Genomic DNA, 18,246 nt, shown 5'->3' with positions numbered 1-18,246 from the left:
CACGAACGGATGGCACGCGATCAAGACGGGCAACAAGATCTTCAACCGTTATAAGGACGAGGGACTGGAGGCGCTGACGGATCGGTCCCGGCGTCCGGCGCGCTATGCCAACCAGTTGCCCGAGCCGGTCGAAGCGATGATCGTTCGATGCAGGAAGGAGAAGCCGCACTGGGGCGCTCGCAAGATCCGCGAGTTGCTGGTGCGGCGGTTGGCCGACGATGTCGGCAGGAGCGCCACGTAGAAAAGACTCAGTTTTCGCGCTTGTCCGGAATGATCACGACAAATGCCTTTGCGTCTTTGCCACAAATAGCGACCCGTGGTGGAGAAAACCGGATCAAATTGCAAACAGGGCCCGTCGCATTTCCCGTGCTTAACCGGATTTTGACTATCGAAAGAGGAATTTGGGGCGTTGAGACAGCATCCGCAAAGCTGCCGTGGATCGCAACGACCGCAAATTGTTGAGATTTTTCTAGGCCGCCTTGTTTGTGGCCGGCTTCGTCAGCATCATGCTGGCGGCCATTTGACCGATCATCATCGACGGAGCATTGGTGTTGCCGCCGATCAGCGTCGGCATGACGGACGCATCCGCGACACGCAGATTGTCCATGCCTCGCACCAGCAACGTCTGCGGATCGGCCACCGCCATGGTATCGGTGCCCATCTTGCAGGTGCCGATGGGATGATAAACCGTCAGCGCCTCCGCACGTAGATAGGCAAGGATCTCGTCGTCGCTACGCACGTCCGGGCCTGGCAGAATTTCGGGGCCACGCAGAGCGTCGAACGCCTTGTCGGCAAAAATCGAACGAGAAATCTTGATGCCTTCGACCAGCGTCAGCGCATCTTGCTCGTCGGTGAAAAAATGATGGTCGATCTCCAGCACCTTGCTCGCACGGCCTTTGCCTGTAGACAGCCGGATTTCGCCGATACTTTTTGGCCGCAGCACGCAGGTGTGGATCGCATAGCCATGCCCATACTCCACCAACCGGCCGCGATGGCTTCGATAGCCCGGCACGAAGTGGAACTGGATATCCGCCGGCCCGTCGCCCGCAAATTTCGTCTTGGCAAAGCCGCCCGCCTCGACATAGTTGGTCGTCAGCATACCACGGCGAGCGCCGAAATACTGAAATGGCGCGGCAAGCATCGCCGGCAGGTTCTGGATTGACAGACCGAGCGTCCGGCTGCTCTTCGAGCGCACCGTGATCATCCCGTCGACATGGTCGCGCAGGTTCTTGCCGACACCGGGCAGATCCACCAGCGGCGTGATGCCAGCGGCGGCGAGTTCATTTGAGGGGCCGATGCCGGATATGAGCAGCAGCTTGGGCGAGCCGATCGCGCCAGCCGACAGGACAACCTCGCCGCGGCAGCCGATTGTGCGCTCCTGACTGTTCTGCAATACGCGCACGCCCGTGACCTTCCTTCCGTCGAGAACCAGCGACAGCACTTCGGTATCGGCGAGCGTGGTCAGGTTCTTGCGATCGGCAACCGGCTTGACGAAGGCGGTATGCGCCGAAAAACGACGGCCGCGATCCTGCGTGACATTGTAGATGCCGACGCCGAACTGGCTCTTGCCGTTGAAATCCTTGTTCTCCGGCAGGCCGACATGCCTCCCGGCCTCGACAAACACTTTCGACACTTCATTCGGATCGCGCGGCTCATCCACCAGCAATTCGCCAGAAAAGCCATGATAAGCGGGATCCTGCTTCAGCAAGTTGTGCTCGAGGCCTTTGAACACTGGCAGAATATCGTCATAGGACCAGCCGGCGCAGCCGAGCGAGGCCCATTCGTCATAATCTTCGCGGGCGCCTCTGATATAGATCATCGAATTGATGGCGCTCGATCCACCCAGTGCCTTGCCACGATTGACCGGCAGGCAGCGGCCGTTCAGTTCGGGTTGCGGCACGCCGACATAGGCATAATCATAGCGCGGATTTCCATAGAGCGACAGGATACCGGCCGGCACGCTGACCCGCAGGCTGGCATCGCTGCCGCCGCCCTCGATCAGGCAAACGGACTTGGAAGGATCGACACTCAACCGGTTGGCCAGCACGCACCCCGCCGAGCCCGCACCGATGACGATATAGTCGAAGCTCAATTCTTCCATCGGTACACTTCCTTACCAGGCCAAATTTATGCGGCCGCAGCGTCCCGGACCTTGCGCCCATCGACGAACGTTTTGGTCACCTTGAGGTCGGCGATGCCGTCAAGTCGATGCTTAGCAGACTGTCGGAAAGCCCAACGGAGTCGGCCGGTTTGCCGACTTCGGGAATACGTTCCTGATCTTCGCCAGGCATGGTGCTCAATGCCCACCGTTGTTTTTCAACAGACCAAGGATCTCGCGCTTCATGGCGATGAAGTCAGGCTCCATCACCAGATCCATGTCGCGCGGGCGTTCGAAAGGAACGGTGAGATCGGCAAGAATCTGGCCGGGACGGCCGGACATGACGAAGACGCGGTCCGCCAGCAGGATGGCCTCGTCGATATCGTGGGTCACGAACAGCACGGTCTTCTTCGAATGCTCCCACACGCTCAGGAGCAACTGTTGCATCGCATGCCGGGTCTGGCTGTCGAGCGCTCCGAACGGCTCGTCCATCAGCAGCACCTCGGGATCGTTGGCGAGCGCACGCGCAATCGCCACGCGTTGCTTCATGCCACCGGACAGTTGCGAGGGGTAATGACTGCCAAAGGCCGCGAGCCCGATCTCGGTGAGATAATGATCGACGATCCGGTTGCGTTCGGCAGCCGGCATGCCCTTTCGGCGCGGGCCGTATTCGACGTTTTGTCGGACCGTCAGCCAGGGAAACAGCGTATAGGCCTGGAAGACCATGCCGCGATCGGCCCCCGCATCGCTGACCGGCCGGCCGCCGACCTTGATCATGCCGCCAGTGCGCCCCTCCAGCCCAGCAATCAGATAGAGCAGGCTCGACTTGCCGCAGCCCGAAGGCCCGACGATAACGCAGAATTCCTCTTTCTTGACATTCAGCGACAGTCCGTCGAGCGCCAGAACCGCGCCTTCGCCGGTGCCGTAGCGCAGCGCCACCTTTTCGACGGATATGTCGGAGCTGCGTGTCGCGGTATTTGGATTGTTCAGCATCAGCATGGCCTTAGTTTGCCCACGGGGCCGCGACGCGACGCAGCACGCGGAAGATCTGGTCGGTCAACAGACCGAGAATACCGATCATGGCAATGGCCATGAAGATGACGTCGACCTGGAAGCCGCGCATGGCCTTGAGCGAGATATAGCCGAGCCCCGAGCGCGCGGCGACCAGTTCGGCAACCACGAGATAGGTCCATGCCCAGCCCATCGTCACGCGCAATACATCGAAGATGTTCGGCAGGGTCGCCGGAAAGACGATGTGCCAGACAGTGTCACGGCGGCGCGTACCCAGCGTATAGGCTGCATTGACCAGATCGCGTGGAACCGAGCGTGCGGCATCGGCAATCATCACCACCTGCTGGAAGAAGATGCCGAAAATGATCACCGAGACGCGCTGTTCGATACCGATGCCGATCCACAGGATGAACAGCGGCACGAAGGAGGTGACCGGCAGATAACGGATGAAGTTGACGAGCGGATCGAGAAAAGCCTGCACGACGCGATAGGTGCCCATGGTCAGGCCGAGCGGCACCGCGACGATCGAGGACAGCACAAAGCCGATGATGACCACCTGGACACTGGCATAGGTGTGTTCCCACAGTGTGCCGTCGGCGGCCAGCGCCAGCGCCGTGTTCAGAACCTCGTTCGGCTTTGGCAGGAACATCGGCTTGACGAAACCGCCGAATGTCAGCGCGAACCAGACCGCGAGTACCGCCACCCAGACAGCAATACCGAGGAAGACGACGACGCCGTGCGGAATGGCTTGATAGGGTGTCGTCAGGGATTTGAAGAAAGTTCGATCGTTCACCTGAATGCTCCACGCGGGAAAGGCTTTCGCTCCGACTGAAGCAATTGCGATGCCAGATTTTCGCCGAAATCAAGAATGATGAGCCCAATCCGGCTCAGGGGCGGTGGAGGCGGCGGCATGCGCCGCCTCACTGGAGCATGATGCCGAAAAGTGTGTGCGGTTTTCGGCATCATGCTCTAATTTCTTAAGTCTAGAGCCGATTCAGATTTTAGGTTGATTCGACCTAAAATCATCCGACTCTGGACCCCTTATTTGGCACCGAGGAAGGTGGTATCGACGATATCGTCGTATTTCACATCCATCTTCAGCTTCTGCATGCTGCTCCACACTTCACCGCCGAGGGTGACGAGCTTGCCGGCTTCGCCATCCTTGCCGTCCTTGAAGAATTCCTTGTTGCGTGCTTCACCATAGAAATTGACGCCTGCCGCGGACGAAGCGAAATCCTTCGGATCCTTCAGCCAACCGCCAACGCCTTTGGCCATGACTTCATAGGCCTTGGCCTGGTCCGACTTGATCAACTCATTGGCCTTGTAAAGCCCCTTGACCAGCGCTTCCACGTCCTTCGGGTTCTTCTGGATGTAGTCGCAGCTCAGCTCGACCACATCGACGATCACGCCCGGTGAAGCCGACGAATCGATCAAGACCTTTCCCTTGTTGGCCTGCTTCGCAAGCGTCAGATGCGGCTCCCAGGTGACGGCGACGGGGATGCGATCTGCCATGAAGGCAGCGGCGGCATCGTCAGCCGACATGTTGGTTATCTTGACGTCCTTGTTGGTCATGCCGTTCTTCTTGAGCAGGATTTCGAACCAGAACTGCGAGGTCGAACCCTCGTTCATGGCGACTTCCTTGCCCTTGATATCGGCAAAGGACTTGATGTCTGACGTGACCAGCACCCCGTCGCCACCATGGCTGTCGTCCAGCGCATAGACAGACTTGAAGCACAGGTCCTTGGAGCGGTACTTCATGATTTCATCGATGGTCGAGGCGCTGCCATCAAGTTCGCCGGCAGCCACGGCTGCCATGTAGAGCGAAGAATCTTCGATGATCTCGAGATCGACGTCGAGGCCGTTTTCCTTGAAGTAGCCCATGTCACGGGCGAGAAACAGCGGGCCGTAGCCGACCCAGGTGGTCATGCCGAGTTTCATGCTGCCGGCATGGGCAGTGGACATTGCTGCAAGCGCGACACCGGCCGCCAGGGCCACGGTGCGCAGGCGTGAGGACAATTTGGTCATAGCGTTCCCTTTTGATTATATGTCGCTGGCTTCTGCCGCGCCAAAGCTATGATCCGCCCGATTTTCTTCCCAGTCTACATTGGGCGAAGCTCAAACTTTGTTCCGGTGCCTAAAACAAAGCACGGTTCCTTCGTCGCAAAAACAATGATTTTTGGTATTGCTGATTAGGAAAAACCTAAGCACGTGCAGACTTTGGCACGGCGCCCAAATATTCGCCATTCAGCGCTTCTTCTGCCCCATCGCCGGCGGCACCATGCCCGGAATATAAGCATCGGAAATAAACGACCGTGCATGACCAACAAAGGCGGTCAACAAACGTGACTTGCGGATTTGCTTGAGCGTTGCGAGCCCGATCGTCATCGGCCGGTGCTCGCCCGAAAGCCGAACGCGCACCACCTTGCGGCCGTCGAGCGCCAGATCCGATCGCGGCGTCACATTGGCAAGCGTGTAGCCATAGCCATTGGCGACCATCGTGCGGATCACATCGGGATGGGAAATGCGGAAGGCAATGTTCGGCTGCAGCCCTTCCTTCATGAATATCGCCAGGAAATATTCGGCGCTCAGCGGCAGGTCAAGCAGTATCAACGGCAGGTTCGCCAGTTCCTCCAGCGTCACGGCGGAATGGCGGGCCAACGGATGGTTATCGCCGACCACCGCATGAACCGGCAGATCGACCAGCGGCGTGAACTCAACATCGGTCGGGATCTGCAGGTCGTAGGTGATCGCCACGTCTATCATCGCCTTGTGCAAGCCTGACAACAGTGTCTCCTGATGATCGGCATGCGGCCTGATGTTGGCATTCGGGAAGCCGGTCCTGAAGGAAATCGCCAGCTCCGGCAGGATCATCGGCGCAAGTGTAGTCAGGCATCCGACGTTGAGCTGCCCGCGCACCTCGTCGCTGGCCTCCGAGGCCACGGCGTAGAGCGACTCCGCCTGGTCGATCAGTCGCTTCGCCTCGATCAGCATGGTCCGGCCGGCCGGCGTCAGCGACAGTCCCTGCGCGTGATGCCGGACAAACAACTGGACATCAAGCTCCTGTTCGAGCTGAGAGATCGCCGTGGAAATCGATGGCTGCGAGATATTGATGCGCTCGGACGCTTGGGTAATGCTCCCGGCCTCGCCGGCTGCGATGAAGTACTCAAGCTGTCTGAGTGAAAAGCGCATGCGGGCCGTGGGCGGTTGTTGATCGTGAGGCAGTAGTGATCAGTCGCTAGGATGTAGTCAACAGCAGCCGGCGCATAAGCGTGCGCTGCCTCGCCGCCAAACCGTGATCCACACTACTGACTACCCACTCACTAATACCGAATCCACACCGTCTTCAGCCCGGAGAACTTGTCGAATGCATGCAGCGACAGATCCCGGCCGATGCCCGATTGCTTGAAGCCGCCGAACGGCGTCATCGGTGAGAGCGCATCGACCGTGTTCACCGACACTGTGCCGGCCTTCAACTTCGCAGACAGGCGATGGGCACGGGAAAGATTCGCGGTCCAGACAGAAGCCGCAAGACCGTAGATTGTATCGTTAGCCAGCGCCACCGCCTCGTCCTCCGTCTCGAAGGTCGAGACCGCCAGCACCGGCCCGAAGATTTCTTCGCGCATCAGCCGGTCATTGTGGCCGACATCGACAAAGATCGTCGGCTGGACGAAACAGCCCTTGCCATCGACCGACACCCGTTCGCCGCCGGCCACAAGCCGCGCAGTCTTGCGGCCCTCATCGATGAAACCCATGATCCGCCGCGTCTGGTTTTCATCGACGATCGCCCCCATTGTCGCCGTGGGGTCGAGCGGATTGCCGGGCGTATAGCGCCCTACCCGCTCCACAAGCTTTGCAAGAAAGACCTCGGCAATCGACTTCTCGACGTAGAGCCGGGAATTGGCAGAACAAACTTCACCCTGATTGAAGAAGATGCCGAACGCCGCCATGTCGGCCGCCGCATCCAGATTCTCGCAATCGGCAAAGATCAGGTTGGGGCTTTTACCACCACATTCCAGCCAGACCTGTTTCATGTTCGACTGGCCGGAATAGGTCAGGAACATCTTGCCCACCTCGGTCGAGCCGGTAAACGTGATGCAATCGACATCGGGGTGCAGGCCAAGTGCCTTGCCTGTCACCTCGCCAAATCCCGGAACAACATTCAGCACGCCTTCCGGCAGACCGGCCTCGATGGCAAGTTCGGCAAGCCGCAGCGCCGAAAGCGGCGATTGCTCGGCAGGTTTGAGGACGACGGAGTTGCCGACCGCGAGTGCCGGTGCGCATTTCCATGTCGCCATGTCGAGCGGGAAGTTCCACGGGATCACGGCCCCGACAACGCCAAGCGGCTCGCGGCGAATCATCGCCAGATTGCCGGGCTCGGTCGGGGCGATCTCGTCATAGAGCTTGTCGATCGCCTCGCCATACCATTGGAAGATCGCTGCTGATCCCGGGACATCGACGGTCGCGGCGTCATTCACAAGCTTGCCCATGTCGAGACTGTCGAGCAGCGCCAACTCCGTCAGATTGGCGCGAATGAGATCGGCGAGCCTGAGCATCACCGCCTTGCGCTCGGCGGGTGACTTGCCGGACCAGCGGCCATCGTCGAATGCGGCGCGCGCAGATTTGACGGCACGATCGACGTCGGCGGCATCACAGGCCGCGACCTTGGTCAGCAATCCACCGGTGGCCGGATTGATGCAGTCGAACGCGACGCCCGACAACGACGGCACACGCTTGCCATCGATGAATGCCTCGCCGCGCAATGTCAGGCGGGATGCTTCTGTCTGCCAGTCGATTTTGGTGATGTCGTTCATAAGAATCTTTCCAATCGTTTGTCTGCCCCTCATCCGGCTGCCGCGCCTTCACCCCCATCTGGCTGTCGATTGACACCCTGGTATCGAGGCGATCGCAGAGTAGATTCCCTCGCCTCGCCTGCGGGGAGAGAGGGCTAGGGTGAGGGGCCAACATTATTCGTCGCCCGGCACGCCGTAGTTTGGCGCGGCGGTTGGATCCAGCGCGCGTGTCAAATAAGCGTTGAGCTGTGGTTTGTAGAGTTCCCAGAGATCGGCAAGTGCCGTGATCGGATCCTCTTCGTGCCAATCAACGCGCAAGTCAGCGACCGGCCAACTGACCTTGTCGACCACCAGCATGCCGGCGGAATGCACGGGTCCTGCTTCGCCGCCAGCGGCCACGGCTGCCTGCATCGCAACGATAAGCCTGTCTGCCAGATAGCCGGTCGATGCTTCAAACGCGCGCACCATCGCTTCTGGCACGTCCTGGTTCGCCAGCAGATTGCCGGCAGCGACGCAATCCTTGCCCTCGAAGGTCGAAAAAATGCCGAGCGCCTTGTCACCGGAGTAGGATGCGGTGCCGCCATCGCGATCGACTATCGCCAGTTGCCGGAATTCGGTGAATTCGTAGCCATCGAGCAGTTTTGCCAGCGTATCCGTGGCCGAAAGTCCCTCGCCCAGCAGCAGCAGTCCCTTCTGGCCGAGAGCGGGATCGGTGATATTCTGGCTCGCAACCACGCCGGCGCTCGCCTTGGCATGCGCACATCTTGCGGCAACGGCCGGCGATGAGGAACTGATGGCGATGCCCAGCATGCCCGTCTTTGCGCAGCGCGCCGAGATCGAGAACGTCATGTGTTTACGCCTCGTCCGGAATGACGGCGATTGCGTCGATCTCGACCAGCCATTCCGGCCGCGCCAGCGCCGACACGACGATACCGGTGGAAACCGGGAAGACGCCCTTCAGCCACTTGCCGACGACGCGATAGACCGCCTCGCGATAGCGCGGGTCGGTGAGGTAAATGGTGATCTTGGTGACATGGGCGAGTTCCGAACCCGCCTCCTCCAGCAGCATTTTGATATTGGCCATCGCCTGTTCGGTCTGGCCGGCAGCGTCGCCGATCGCAACGCTTGCTGATGTGTCGAGATCCTGGCCGATCTGGCCACGCACGAACACCATCGACCCCTTGGCAACCACTGTCTGGCAGAGATCATTGTCGAGCTTCTGTTCCGGATAAGTGTCCTTGGTGTTGAACATACGGATGCGTTTGTGAACAGGCATGTCAGTGACTCTCAATTGAATATCGAACGGGTGAGATCGGCGAAGGCTAAGCATTCCAATTGGAGCCACATCTCTGCACCGAAGGAAAGAAGGCTTTCCATGGACTGTGCATTTGAAATTCCGAAGTACTATGACGCCTTGGTTAGCCAGATGAGTGCACAGCGGTCGGTACGGCCCTTCCGACTGCATCCGCGATGCTAGATCAAGATATCCAAAGCAACGACGAATTAAATCATTATTTCTCGAAGCAATCGCTTCGATTAGAAATTTGCTTAGCCCGCTCTGCCCCACAGTCGGGATGTCAGGATTGCGATGGAAGGAGCCGGTGCATGACGATTGAACACATCGACACGCTAGTCGTCGGTGCAGGCCAAGCCGGGCTGGCGGCGAGCGAACATCTCACCAACAACAACGTGTCTCACCTCGTCGTCGAGCGTAATCGCATCGCCGAACGCTGGCGCAGCGAACGCTGGGACTCTCTCGTTGCCAATGGCCCGGCCTGGCACGACAGATTTCCCAGCATGACTTTTGCCGATATCGATCCGGACAGTTTCGCGCCGCGCAACAAAATCGTCGACTATTTCGTTGCCTTTGCAGAAAAAATCGCGGCGCCAATCCGTTGCGGCGTCGAGGTCAAGGCTCTCAGCAAGCTCGAGGATGGTTCGGGCTTTCGCGCAGAGACATCCCAGGGCGTGATCGAAGCGAAAAACGTCGTCGTCGCCACCGGGCCGTTTCAAAAGCCGATCGTTCCTGCCCTTTTGCCAGCAAATACCGACATTGTTCAGATCCACTCTGCCGCCTATCGCAATCCCGCGCAATTGCCTGCAGGGGCTGTGCTTGTCGTTGGCGCCGGCTCCTCGGGCGTACAGATCGCCGACGAACTGGCCCGTGCAGGACGGTCGGTTTATCTTTCGGTCGGCCCGCATAACAGGCCGCCGAGAAGCTATCGAGGCCATGATTTCGTCTGGTGGCTGGGGGCTTTGGGACTTTGGGACGTCAAGACCAACGACCCGGCACTTGAGCATGTGACGATCGCGGTCAGCGGCGCACGTGGCGGCCACACCGTCGATTTCCGCGACCTCGCCGCCAAGGGCATCACACTTGTCGGCCGGGCCGAGGCATACCTGGACGGCATGATGCGCTTCGCACCGGATCTGGCGAAGAATATCGCGGCGGGCGACGCGGACTATCTCTCCGTGCTTGACTCCGCAGACGCCTATATCGCCCGCGAAGGGCTGGATTTTCCGGAAGAGCCCGACGCCCGCATCATCGGGCCCGCGCCGCAATGCGCGATCGATCCCGTCCTGGAACTCGATCTCGCCAAGGCCGGAATCACATCGATTGTCTGGGCGACCGGATACAGGCTCGATTTCGGCTGGCTCAATCTCGATGCATTCGACGAAAAAGGTCGGCCTGCACATCAGAACGGCGTTTCGAAAGTGCCAGGCCTTTATTTCCTGGGACTGGCATGGCTGTCGCGCCGGGCATCCCCATTCATCTGGGGCGCATGGCATGATGCCAAATATGTTGCCGAGCAGATTGCAGAACGCGCTCGGTAGCAGGTGTGAGCATAGCCTCCCCAACCCTCTTTCCCGTGTTGCCCCAGGAATCCAGCGCACTGAAGTCCTTGAGTCCATCCAGGGAGGTGTTGAGGGAGGAGACGAACCTAAGCAGCGAGGCGTTTCGTCAATCGCGATAACATCGTCTGGCACTGGGTGAGCTGGTCGATGCTGACGAACTCATCCGGCTTATGTCCCTGATCCATACTGCCCGGGCCGCAGACGATAGCCGTCGTCGAGAGCGCATCCTGAAACAGCCCACCCTCGGTCCCGAACGCCACCTTGATACGCTTCGTCTGGCCGGAAAGCGTGATGGCTTGCGTGGAGATGGCACCTGACGCGTCGGTGCCGAGGCCGGGATATTCATTGAAGATATCGAGCCGGATCTCGGCTTCCGGAAAGCGCCGCCGCTCCTTGGCTGTAATCGCCTCGGCCCGCTCGAAGAACTGGTCCATGATCGTCCCGGGATTGTCGCCGGCAATGTTGCGGATCTCAAACAGCATCTCGCATGTGTCCGGCACGATATTGAGCGCGGTACCACCCTTGATCACACCGGCATGCAGCGTCGTATATGGCACGTCGTAATCCGGATCGCGCAGTCCTGTACGCTCGATCTCCGCCTGCATGGCGCGGATTTCGGTGAGAAAATCCGAGGCGAGATGGATGGCGTTGAGCCCGGTGGGCGCCAGCGCCGAATGCGCGGCATGGCCGCAGCAGGTGGCGCGGATGCCGGTCTTGCCCTTGTGGCCGGTAGCGACCTGCATGAAGGTGGGCTCGCCGATCAGTACCCATTCGGGCCGAATGCCGGCCTTGGCGAGTTCGCCCAGCATTGGCCGCACGCCGACGCAGCCGATCTCCTCGTCATAAGACAGTGCAAGATACAGCGGCCGCGCAAGGTTCGCGTCCTTGGCTGCGATCAGCGCTTCGATCGCGCAGGCGACGAAGCCTTTCATGTCGGCCGTGCCACGGCCATAGAGATTGCCGTTGCGGGCCGCCATCCTGAACGGATCACTCGACCAGGCCTGGCCCTCGACCGGCACCACGTCGGTGTGTCCCGACAGCACGACACCGCCGGCGCCCGGAGGACCGACAGTGGCAAACAGCGAGGCCCGGTCACCACCCTCGCCGGGATAAAGCGCCGCTTCGATCCCGGCCTGCCGTAGCAGCTCTGCCACGTAACGGATGAGGTCGATATTACCGTCGCGACTGACAGTGGGAAAGGCGATCAGTTTCTCGAGCATCGACAGAACCCGGTCCATGCCACACCTCCTGCTTTTCGTCTCAGAGATCCGCCATCGCGGCGAGATAGCTCTTGCGAACATGGTCCGAACGGATGTCCCAGACAACCGCCGTGCCCTTGGCGATGATCCAGGAATCGCCTGGGCCGTAAACTGTCGTCTTGCCGGTGGTTTCATCGGTGACCGCGAGATCGCCGTCAAGCAGCGTCGCATGCTCGTGAAAGGCATAGACGACGCGGTACTTGCCCTTGGTGGCGCTGTATAGGCCGCCGGAAACGGCCGTCTCCAAGGTTCCAAACAGCAATTTTCCGGCGACCTTGATCGGACCGTCGATCGTTGTGGCGCCGATATCTTCCGGCGCGCCCCAGGCATCGAGTTCGATCCTGTCCATCGAGAGTTTGAAAGGCAGCATGTGATGTTTTCTTTTTTATGTCGTTTCTTATATCAGGGGAAGAAGTTCGGCGATCTCGCGCTTGAACGGCAACTGGCCTTCGGCAAGCGGTGCGCCATCGAGTTCCTCGGCATAGCGGTGGCCGGCGTAAGTCGCATGCGCGATGGTGGCCGGGGCCTGGGCATCACCGATCGCCACGATGCTCTCGATACCTGAATCCGCCCACTCGGCCTGGCGTGCCTTGAGATCAAGCAGCAGTTCTTCGTTCGGCAGTCGGGCAGTGACCAACACGACGGCATCGACGGCAACTCGCTCCTGCTTGCCGGTGAAGGTGCAGGCCAGAACGGTCTCTTGCCTTCCTATCGATTTCACCAGCGTAAACGAGCGGATCTTGATGCCCTTTTCCAGCATCCGCTTCTGGATGAAATGCTGTTCCATGGTGTTGCGCGTCCAGGTCGAGGCCTCGGATGCCGGCGTGACATAGGTCACGTCGCAGCCCTTCTCGGCCATCAGTTCGGCCATGACGCCGCCCATATAATAGTGGTCGTCGTCGAACACCACGACCCGGGCGCCGGCGGGACAGTTGCCGCTCATGACATCCGTCGGCGAATAGACCGCTGCCCCCTCCTCGATCGGGATAGGCAGCGTGAACGCATGCCCGACACCATCCTTGCGCCAAGTCGCACCTGTAGCGATCGCCACGCGCGGAATGCCAAAGCCCAGCACATCATCGGCGGTGAGCCGGCTATCAAAATAGATATGGACATTGGCAAGCTGGTTGAGCTGCAGCTTGCGGTAATCGGCCACGCGGACCCAGGCGGAGAGGCCCGGCAGCCGCGATTCCTGCAGCACGCGGCCGCCGAGTTCCTTGTTCGCTTCCGCCAGCGTCACTTCGTAACCCCGCTTGCCGAGCGCCTGCGCAGCCTCAAGCCCGGTCGGGCCGCCGCCGATGATCAACACCGGCTTTTCGCTTTGCTGGCGACGGATCTTTTCGGGGTGCCAGCCCTTGCGCCATTCCTCGGCCATGGTCGGGTTTTGCGTGCAGCGGATCGGTGACTGGGTAAAATCGCCCGATACGCAGATATTGCAGCCGATACATTCCCTGATGTCGTCGAAGCGACCTTCCTCGATCTTCTTCGGCAGGAAAGGGTCGGCGATCGATGGCCGTGCGGCGCCGATCATGTCGAGAATGCCCTTGTTGACCAGGCTGACCATGCGGTCGACTGACGTATAACGTCCCACCCCAACCACCGGCTTCGAGGTCAACCGCTTGATGCCTTCGATGAACGGCTCCTGCGCGCCCTCTTCCGAAAAGCGCGAGGTACGGCTGTCGTTCTCCCAGCCGGCCAGCGTCACGTCCCAGAGATCCGGCAGGTCGGCCATCAGCCCGATCATGTCCTCGACCTCTTCCTTGTAGAGCCCGCCCTCGCCCAGCAACTCATCGACCGAAATGCGCACCGGTACGGCGCAGGTATCGCCGACAGCGTCCTTTGTCTCCTCGGTAATTTCGCGCAGCAGCCGGATACGGTTCTCGATCGGACCGCCATATTCGTCGGTGCGCTGATTGTAGCGGCGCGACAGGAAATGATGCAGGAAACCGAGCGCATGCGCTGCATAGACGTATATGAGGTCAAAGCCCGCAAGCTTGGCACGCTTGACGGCGGCGAGATGCCATTTCCGGACATTGGCAATGTCTTCCTTGTCCATCCGACGCGCCTGCACCGGATCATACATGAAGGTGGCGACCGGCAGATGCGCAGGCCCCATCGGCACTTCGCGCGAATAGAGGTTCGAGCCGTTCATGCCGTTATAGGCAAGCTCGATACCGGCGAGACTGCCATGCTCATGGATCTTGTCGGCCATGCGCGCCAATGCCGGGATATCGCGGTCGTCCCAGAGACGCAGCTCGATGAACGGGGTAATTTCGGATGTGTGGTGCAGCTCGACCTGTTCGGTGCAGACGACTGCCCAGCCGCCCTCGGCCTTGACGCCGCGCATATGCGCGAGCGCCGTCGGGTCGCGATAGCCCATGCCGTTGCAATGCGGCACCTGGTAGAAGCGGTTGCGCGCCGTGACCGGGCCGATCTTGACGGGTTCGAACAGCACGTCGTAGCGCGCGGGACGAGCCAATTTCGTTCCCCAACTCAGCATCTCGTCCATTTCAGCGATTCCTCAAATCCAGTCGGCATATGAGCCATATTGCCGAGCTTCAGGAAAGTAGTGAAAAAAACGTGGTTGCTTCAGAAAAACAAAAACAGAGGGATTATGCGGGCGTTATCCGATCCAGAAACCGGGTGACCATATCCTCGCCCTCCACAGGCTCACTGCCGACCATGGCTGCTACCGCGAAGGCAATCGCTGACGACAAGGGATTATGGCTTGTGGCACCGGCGCGCAAGTTCATCACCAGCGTCGGGCAGAGAAACAGCGCCGACCGGATCACCGGGCGCCAGTCGTCGGGCAGCAGCCCGCGCGCCTTCAACTCCGCCAGCAGCGGCTGCCACAAATATTCCGCCTTGACCGCCAGCAACCCCTCCCGAACGCGGCTGAGCTGCCAGTCGCTATCGAGAAACAGGGTGCCCTTCTCGTAGCGCGCCTTGCCGGAATATCGGGACGCGGCCTCGGTGGGATCATAGAGCCAGAGTGGATGTGCGAAGATGTTGTGGAACGTCGTCTTGACCTCGGCCAGCAAGGTTGGAACGTGCTCGCCGGCGAAGGCGGGATCAAAATAGCAGAGTTTGGCGCCATCCACCGCAGTGCTGTACCAGACATTGGCATTGTGGGCATCGCCGTGCGCCACCACGCCGCCAGCATCCGCCATGCGCTCTCGCCGCAGGCGCTCGGCGGCGCGGCTGAAAAGCTCGCCGATAGTGTCGCTGTAGCGGACGCCGTTAACGACGATACTTGCCGTGGAAAATGTGCCCCAATCAAGCTCGACACCGGGAAAGGCAAATTGCTGGCCGACATAGAAATTCCTGTAACGGCCGCCGGGAAATGTGCCTGCCGGCGGATCGATCAGCCGCTCGTAAAACAGCCGGTGAATGGGTTCATCCGCTGCCTGCTCCGGTGTGATCGGATGAAGCGTCCGCAGGTACACTTCGAGAAGCCTGCCCGACAACTGGCGCTCTGCGGCAATGGCCACCGCTTCCGCTCGTTCGTCCGGCTCCAGATCGAGCCCTCGCAGGACATCTGAAAATCGCGGATCACTGCGTCGCCGATAAATCAGGATCTGCTCGCCGGGCAGCACGGACATATGCAGGGGTTGGTCCACCGGCAATCCAGCGCGGGCGAGGATATCGGCCCGGTAATACTCGCCGGACATCACCTCCTCACCTTCCTCCTGATGAAACTTGAAAAACAGTGCCTCGCCGTCAGCTTCGAAGAAGCCATTCAACGAGTTGAGGCTGTACTGGTCGCGGTTGATAACCACATTTCGCGGCTCGAGCGCGAAGAGCTCGCGCAACAGCGCAGACAGCAGGGAGATTGCAGCCGCTTCATCATCGACGGCTAGGCGGCGGATCTCGGCGGTCCGGCTGATGATCATCGGTCACCGAAGCGGATGATAGTTTTCAATCCCGTTACCTCGCCGCCAAGCAGCCACGCATAGGCGGAAGGCACGTCTTCAACGCCGATTTCCCTGTCGATTAACCGCGTCAGTGCCTCCGCCAGATCGGGCAGCATGGCGACCGCATCTGGCAGCTCGTCCTTGAACGCGTGGCAGCCAAGCAGCGCGATCTCGCGCTCGACCAGCTCGTTGGGGTCAAGATCGATCCGCCCATGGGTAATGCCAACAAGAGCCAGCGATCCGCCGCCGCCAAGCAGATCGAGCACCGTCTTCACGACAGCGATATTGCCGGTGGCATCGAGCACGTGGCGCAGCACCCCAGCCCCCAAAGCCGCTGAAATGGCACCCTTGTCGAGATCGACTATGACAGCGCCGGTGACTTCCGCAACCAGCGCTGCGCGCGAGATGTTACGGTCGGCGACCAGCAGCGGCCCATCATGCAGGCGCGACAGCAGCAGTGCCGCCAGCCCGCCGATCGGGCCGCAGCCAACCATCAGAACAGGCTCACCACTCGGTAAAGCCTGTTTGCGCACGGCGTGCAAAGCCACCGCCAGCGGTTCGGCCATAGCAGCGACCGACGGCTCAAGCCAAGGCTCGTGCTTCACCAGAAGTCGCGCCGGGATGACGGTCTCCTCGGCAAAGCCGCCATCGCAGACTTCGCCAACAAAGCCGAGATTGACGCAGACATTCTGCCGCCCGCTCAGGCAAGCCGGGCATTGCCCACACCAGAAGCGGCTGTCGGCGACAACCGTGTCGCCGACCGAAAATCCAAAAACGCCCTCGCCCAGTTCTGTCACCACGCCGGCAAATTCGTGCCCTGCTATCGATGGCGAACGGCTGATCCACTGGCCGGTGCGAAAGTTGTGCAGGTCGGAGCCGCAGATGCCGGCCGCCGTCACCCGCAGGCGCACCCAACCTGCCTCGAGCGGACCGGGCCGATCGATCTCCTCGACCCTGATATCGCCTGCCGCATAAAGCCGCGCCGCCTTCATCGTCATCCTCACAGATACTGCTTGCGGATTTCGGATACTGCATGCTCATGCGAGGAAAAGCCTTCATACCTCGCCAAGGTTTTGGCGTGTTTGGCAAATTCGGGATAAGCCGACGCCGTGACATAACCGATCGAAGAGCGCTTGACGAAATCGATGACGGAAAGCGGTCCATAGGTGCGTGCCCAGCGGCTGGTTGGCAGCACCGCATTCGGCCCGAGTCCGAAATTGCCGATCGATACCGGTGTATGTGGCCCCATCAGGATCTCGGCGGCTTCGGTGATATGGCCGAGATGCGCAAACGGATCGGTCGACAGGATCTCGAGGTGCTCGGGCGCATAGTCGTTGATAAAGCGATAGCTCTCCTCCACCGACGAGGTCAGCACGATGCCGCCGCAAGCGCCGGTCAGCACCGCCCTGGAAAATGCCACGCGCTGCTCGGTCATCCTTGCCCAATGCTCGGGAAGTGCCGCCAGCGCCTCTTCGGCAACGCGGCGGCTGTGGGTGACGATATAGGCCGACGAATCCGGCCCATGCTCGGCCTCGATCAGCACATCCAGTGCCGCAAGCCCGCCCTTGACCGTGTCGTCGGCGAAGATGATGGCTTCCGACGGCCCCGCAGGCACGCCAGGATCAATGACGCCGCCGAGCAGCCGCTTGGCTGCAACCACCCAGGGACTGCCAGGGCCGACGATTTTCAGCGCCGGCCTGATCGTCTCTGTGCCATAGGCAACGGCGGCAACGGCCTGCGCACCGCCAACCTTGTAGACCGTTTCGACACCGGCCAATCGTGCAGCGACCAATGTCGCGGCATCCACCGAGCCATCCGGCGCCGGTGGCGTGACGATGGCAAGCTCAGGTACCCTGGCCACAACGGCCGGCACCGCTGTCATCATCGTCACCGATGGGAATGCTCCCTTGCCGCGCGGTATATAGAGCGCAACCGACTTGATCGGCGTGAAACGGTCGCCCGCATAGGCGCCGGGCCGCATTTCCTTCAGCCACATCGCCTCCGGCTTCTGTTCTTCGTGGAAATGGCGGATATTGTCGATGCCGAACTTGATGGCGTCGATGACATCCTTTTCGACCTTGTCGAAGGCCGCATCGAATTCGGCCTCGCTGGCCTTCAGGCTTTTGCCAGCGAGATCGGCCTTGTCGAGATCGCGCGCAAAGCGCACCAGCGCGGCATCCCCTTCGGTCCGCACTGCTTCGATGATCGGCTTGACCTTGTCGATGAAGCCGGAAAGATCAGTTTCCGAACGGCGCAGCAGGCTAGCGCGGCCGGCTTTGTCGAGCTTCGAAAAGTCGTGGAAGGAGACGTCGGACATG

The 18,246-nt window shown here is 60.4% G+C and carries 15 protein-coding genes and 1 pseudogene; 2 read left to right on the top strand and 14 right to left on the bottom strand.

From position 1 onward, the window contains the following. Window positions 1-22 precede the first annotated feature (22 nt). Window positions 23-223: pseudogene (locus J2Z75_RS17145) on the top strand (helix-turn-helix domain-containing protein); the annotation flags it as partial. Window positions 224-469: 246 nt separating this feature from the next. Here J2Z75_RS17145 and J2Z75_RS17140 read toward each other — a convergent pair. The 8 genes from J2Z75_RS17140 to J2Z75_RS17105 form a co-directional block, all read right to left on the bottom strand. Beyond that, complete coding sequence (locus tag J2Z75_RS17140; RefSeq protein WP_209853978.1) at window positions 470-2,101, bottom strand: GMC family oxidoreductase; 1,632 nt, start codon at window positions 2,099-2,101, stop codon at window positions 470-472. A 195-nt stretch (window positions 2,102-2,296) separates the two neighbouring features. Further along, window positions 2,297-3,091, bottom strand: a complete 795-nt coding sequence (locus J2Z75_RS17135; RefSeq protein WP_209853977.1) for an ABC transporter ATP-binding protein — start codon at window positions 3,089-3,091, stop codon at window positions 2,297-2,299. Between the two features lie 10 nt (window positions 3,092-3,101). Next, window positions 3,102-3,902: an ABC transporter permease gene (locus J2Z75_RS17130; protein WP_327791266.1), complete on the bottom strand. Its 801-nt coding sequence runs from the start codon at window positions 3,900-3,902 to the stop codon at window positions 3,102-3,104. Between the two features lie 248 nt (window positions 3,903-4,150). Next, on the bottom strand, window positions 4,151-5,134 hold the full coding sequence (locus J2Z75_RS17125) for an ABC transporter substrate-binding protein (RefSeq protein ID WP_209853976.1): 984 nt from the start codon (window positions 5,132-5,134) through the stop codon (window positions 4,151-4,153). A 219-nt stretch (window positions 5,135-5,353) separates the two neighbouring features. Continuing rightward, window positions 5,354-6,298 (bottom strand): LysR family transcriptional regulator, encoded by a 945-nt coding sequence (locus J2Z75_RS17120; RefSeq protein ID WP_209853975.1) that lies wholly within the window; start codon window positions 6,296-6,298, stop codon window positions 5,354-5,356. 131 nt (window positions 6,299-6,429) lie between these two features. Next, complete coding sequence (locus J2Z75_RS17115) at window positions 6,430-7,920, bottom strand: aldehyde dehydrogenase (RefSeq protein ID WP_209853974.1); 1,491 nt, start codon at window positions 7,918-7,920, stop codon at window positions 6,430-6,432. 153 nt (window positions 7,921-8,073) lie between these two features. Next, the gene (locus tag J2Z75_RS17110) at window positions 8,074-8,748 is read right to left on the bottom strand and encodes a DUF1028 domain-containing protein (protein WP_209853973.1); all 675 of its coding nucleotides are present in this window, start codon (window positions 8,746-8,748) and stop codon (window positions 8,074-8,076) included. Window positions 8,749-8,752: 4 nt separating this feature from the next. After that, window positions 8,753-9,175: a RidA family protein gene (locus tag J2Z75_RS17105; RefSeq protein WP_183687360.1), complete on the bottom strand. Its 423-nt coding sequence runs from the start codon at window positions 9,173-9,175 to the stop codon at window positions 8,753-8,755. Window positions 9,176-9,504: 329 nt separating this feature from the next. Between J2Z75_RS17105 and J2Z75_RS17100 the strand changes: the two genes are divergently transcribed. Beyond that, window positions 9,505-10,734, top strand: a complete 1,230-nt coding sequence (locus tag J2Z75_RS17100; protein ID WP_209853972.1) for a flavin-containing monooxygenase — start codon at window positions 9,505-9,507, stop codon at window positions 10,732-10,734. Between the two features lie 107 nt (window positions 10,735-10,841). Here the strand turns inward: J2Z75_RS17100 and argE are convergent, their stop codons facing one another. The 6 genes from argE to hisD form a co-directional block, all read right to left on the bottom strand. Continuing rightward, the gene (argE, locus tag J2Z75_RS17095) at window positions 10,842-11,993 is read right to left on the bottom strand and encodes an acetylornithine deacetylase (RefSeq protein WP_209853971.1); all 1,152 of its coding nucleotides are present in this window, start codon (window positions 11,991-11,993) and stop codon (window positions 10,842-10,844) included. A 22-nt stretch (window positions 11,994-12,015) separates the two neighbouring features. Continuing rightward, window positions 12,016-12,384: a cupin domain-containing protein gene (locus J2Z75_RS17090; RefSeq protein WP_209853970.1), complete on the bottom strand. Its 369-nt coding sequence runs from the start codon at window positions 12,382-12,384 to the stop codon at window positions 12,016-12,018. Between the two features lie 27 nt (window positions 12,385-12,411). After that, a complete protein-coding gene (locus J2Z75_RS17085; RefSeq protein WP_234937397.1) occupies window positions 12,412-14,523 on the bottom strand; it encodes an oxidoreductase in 2,112 nt (703 codons plus the stop codon). A 103-nt stretch (window positions 14,524-14,626) separates the two neighbouring features. Further along, the gene (locus J2Z75_RS17080) at window positions 14,627-15,841 is read right to left on the bottom strand and encodes a hypothetical protein (protein WP_209854305.1); all 1,215 of its coding nucleotides are present in this window, start codon (window positions 15,839-15,841) and stop codon (window positions 14,627-14,629) included. 62 nt (window positions 15,842-15,903) lie between these two features. After that, on the bottom strand, window positions 15,904-16,920 hold the full coding sequence (locus J2Z75_RS17075) for a zinc-dependent alcohol dehydrogenase (RefSeq protein WP_209854304.1): 1,017 nt from the start codon (window positions 16,918-16,920) through the stop codon (window positions 15,904-15,906). 8 nt (window positions 16,921-16,928) lie between these two features. After that, complete coding sequence (gene hisD, locus J2Z75_RS17070) at window positions 16,929-18,245, bottom strand: histidinol dehydrogenase (RefSeq protein ID WP_209853969.1); 1,317 nt, start codon at window positions 18,243-18,245, stop codon at window positions 16,929-16,931. Window position 18,246 lies beyond the last annotated feature (1 nt).

The sequence above is a fragment of the Rhizobium herbae genome, from assembly GCF_017873135.1.
Classification (GTDB): Bacteria; Pseudomonadota; Alphaproteobacteria; order Rhizobiales; family Rhizobiaceae; genus Pararhizobium; species Pararhizobium herbae.
This window is presented reverse-complemented; position numbering and strand designations above follow the sequence as displayed.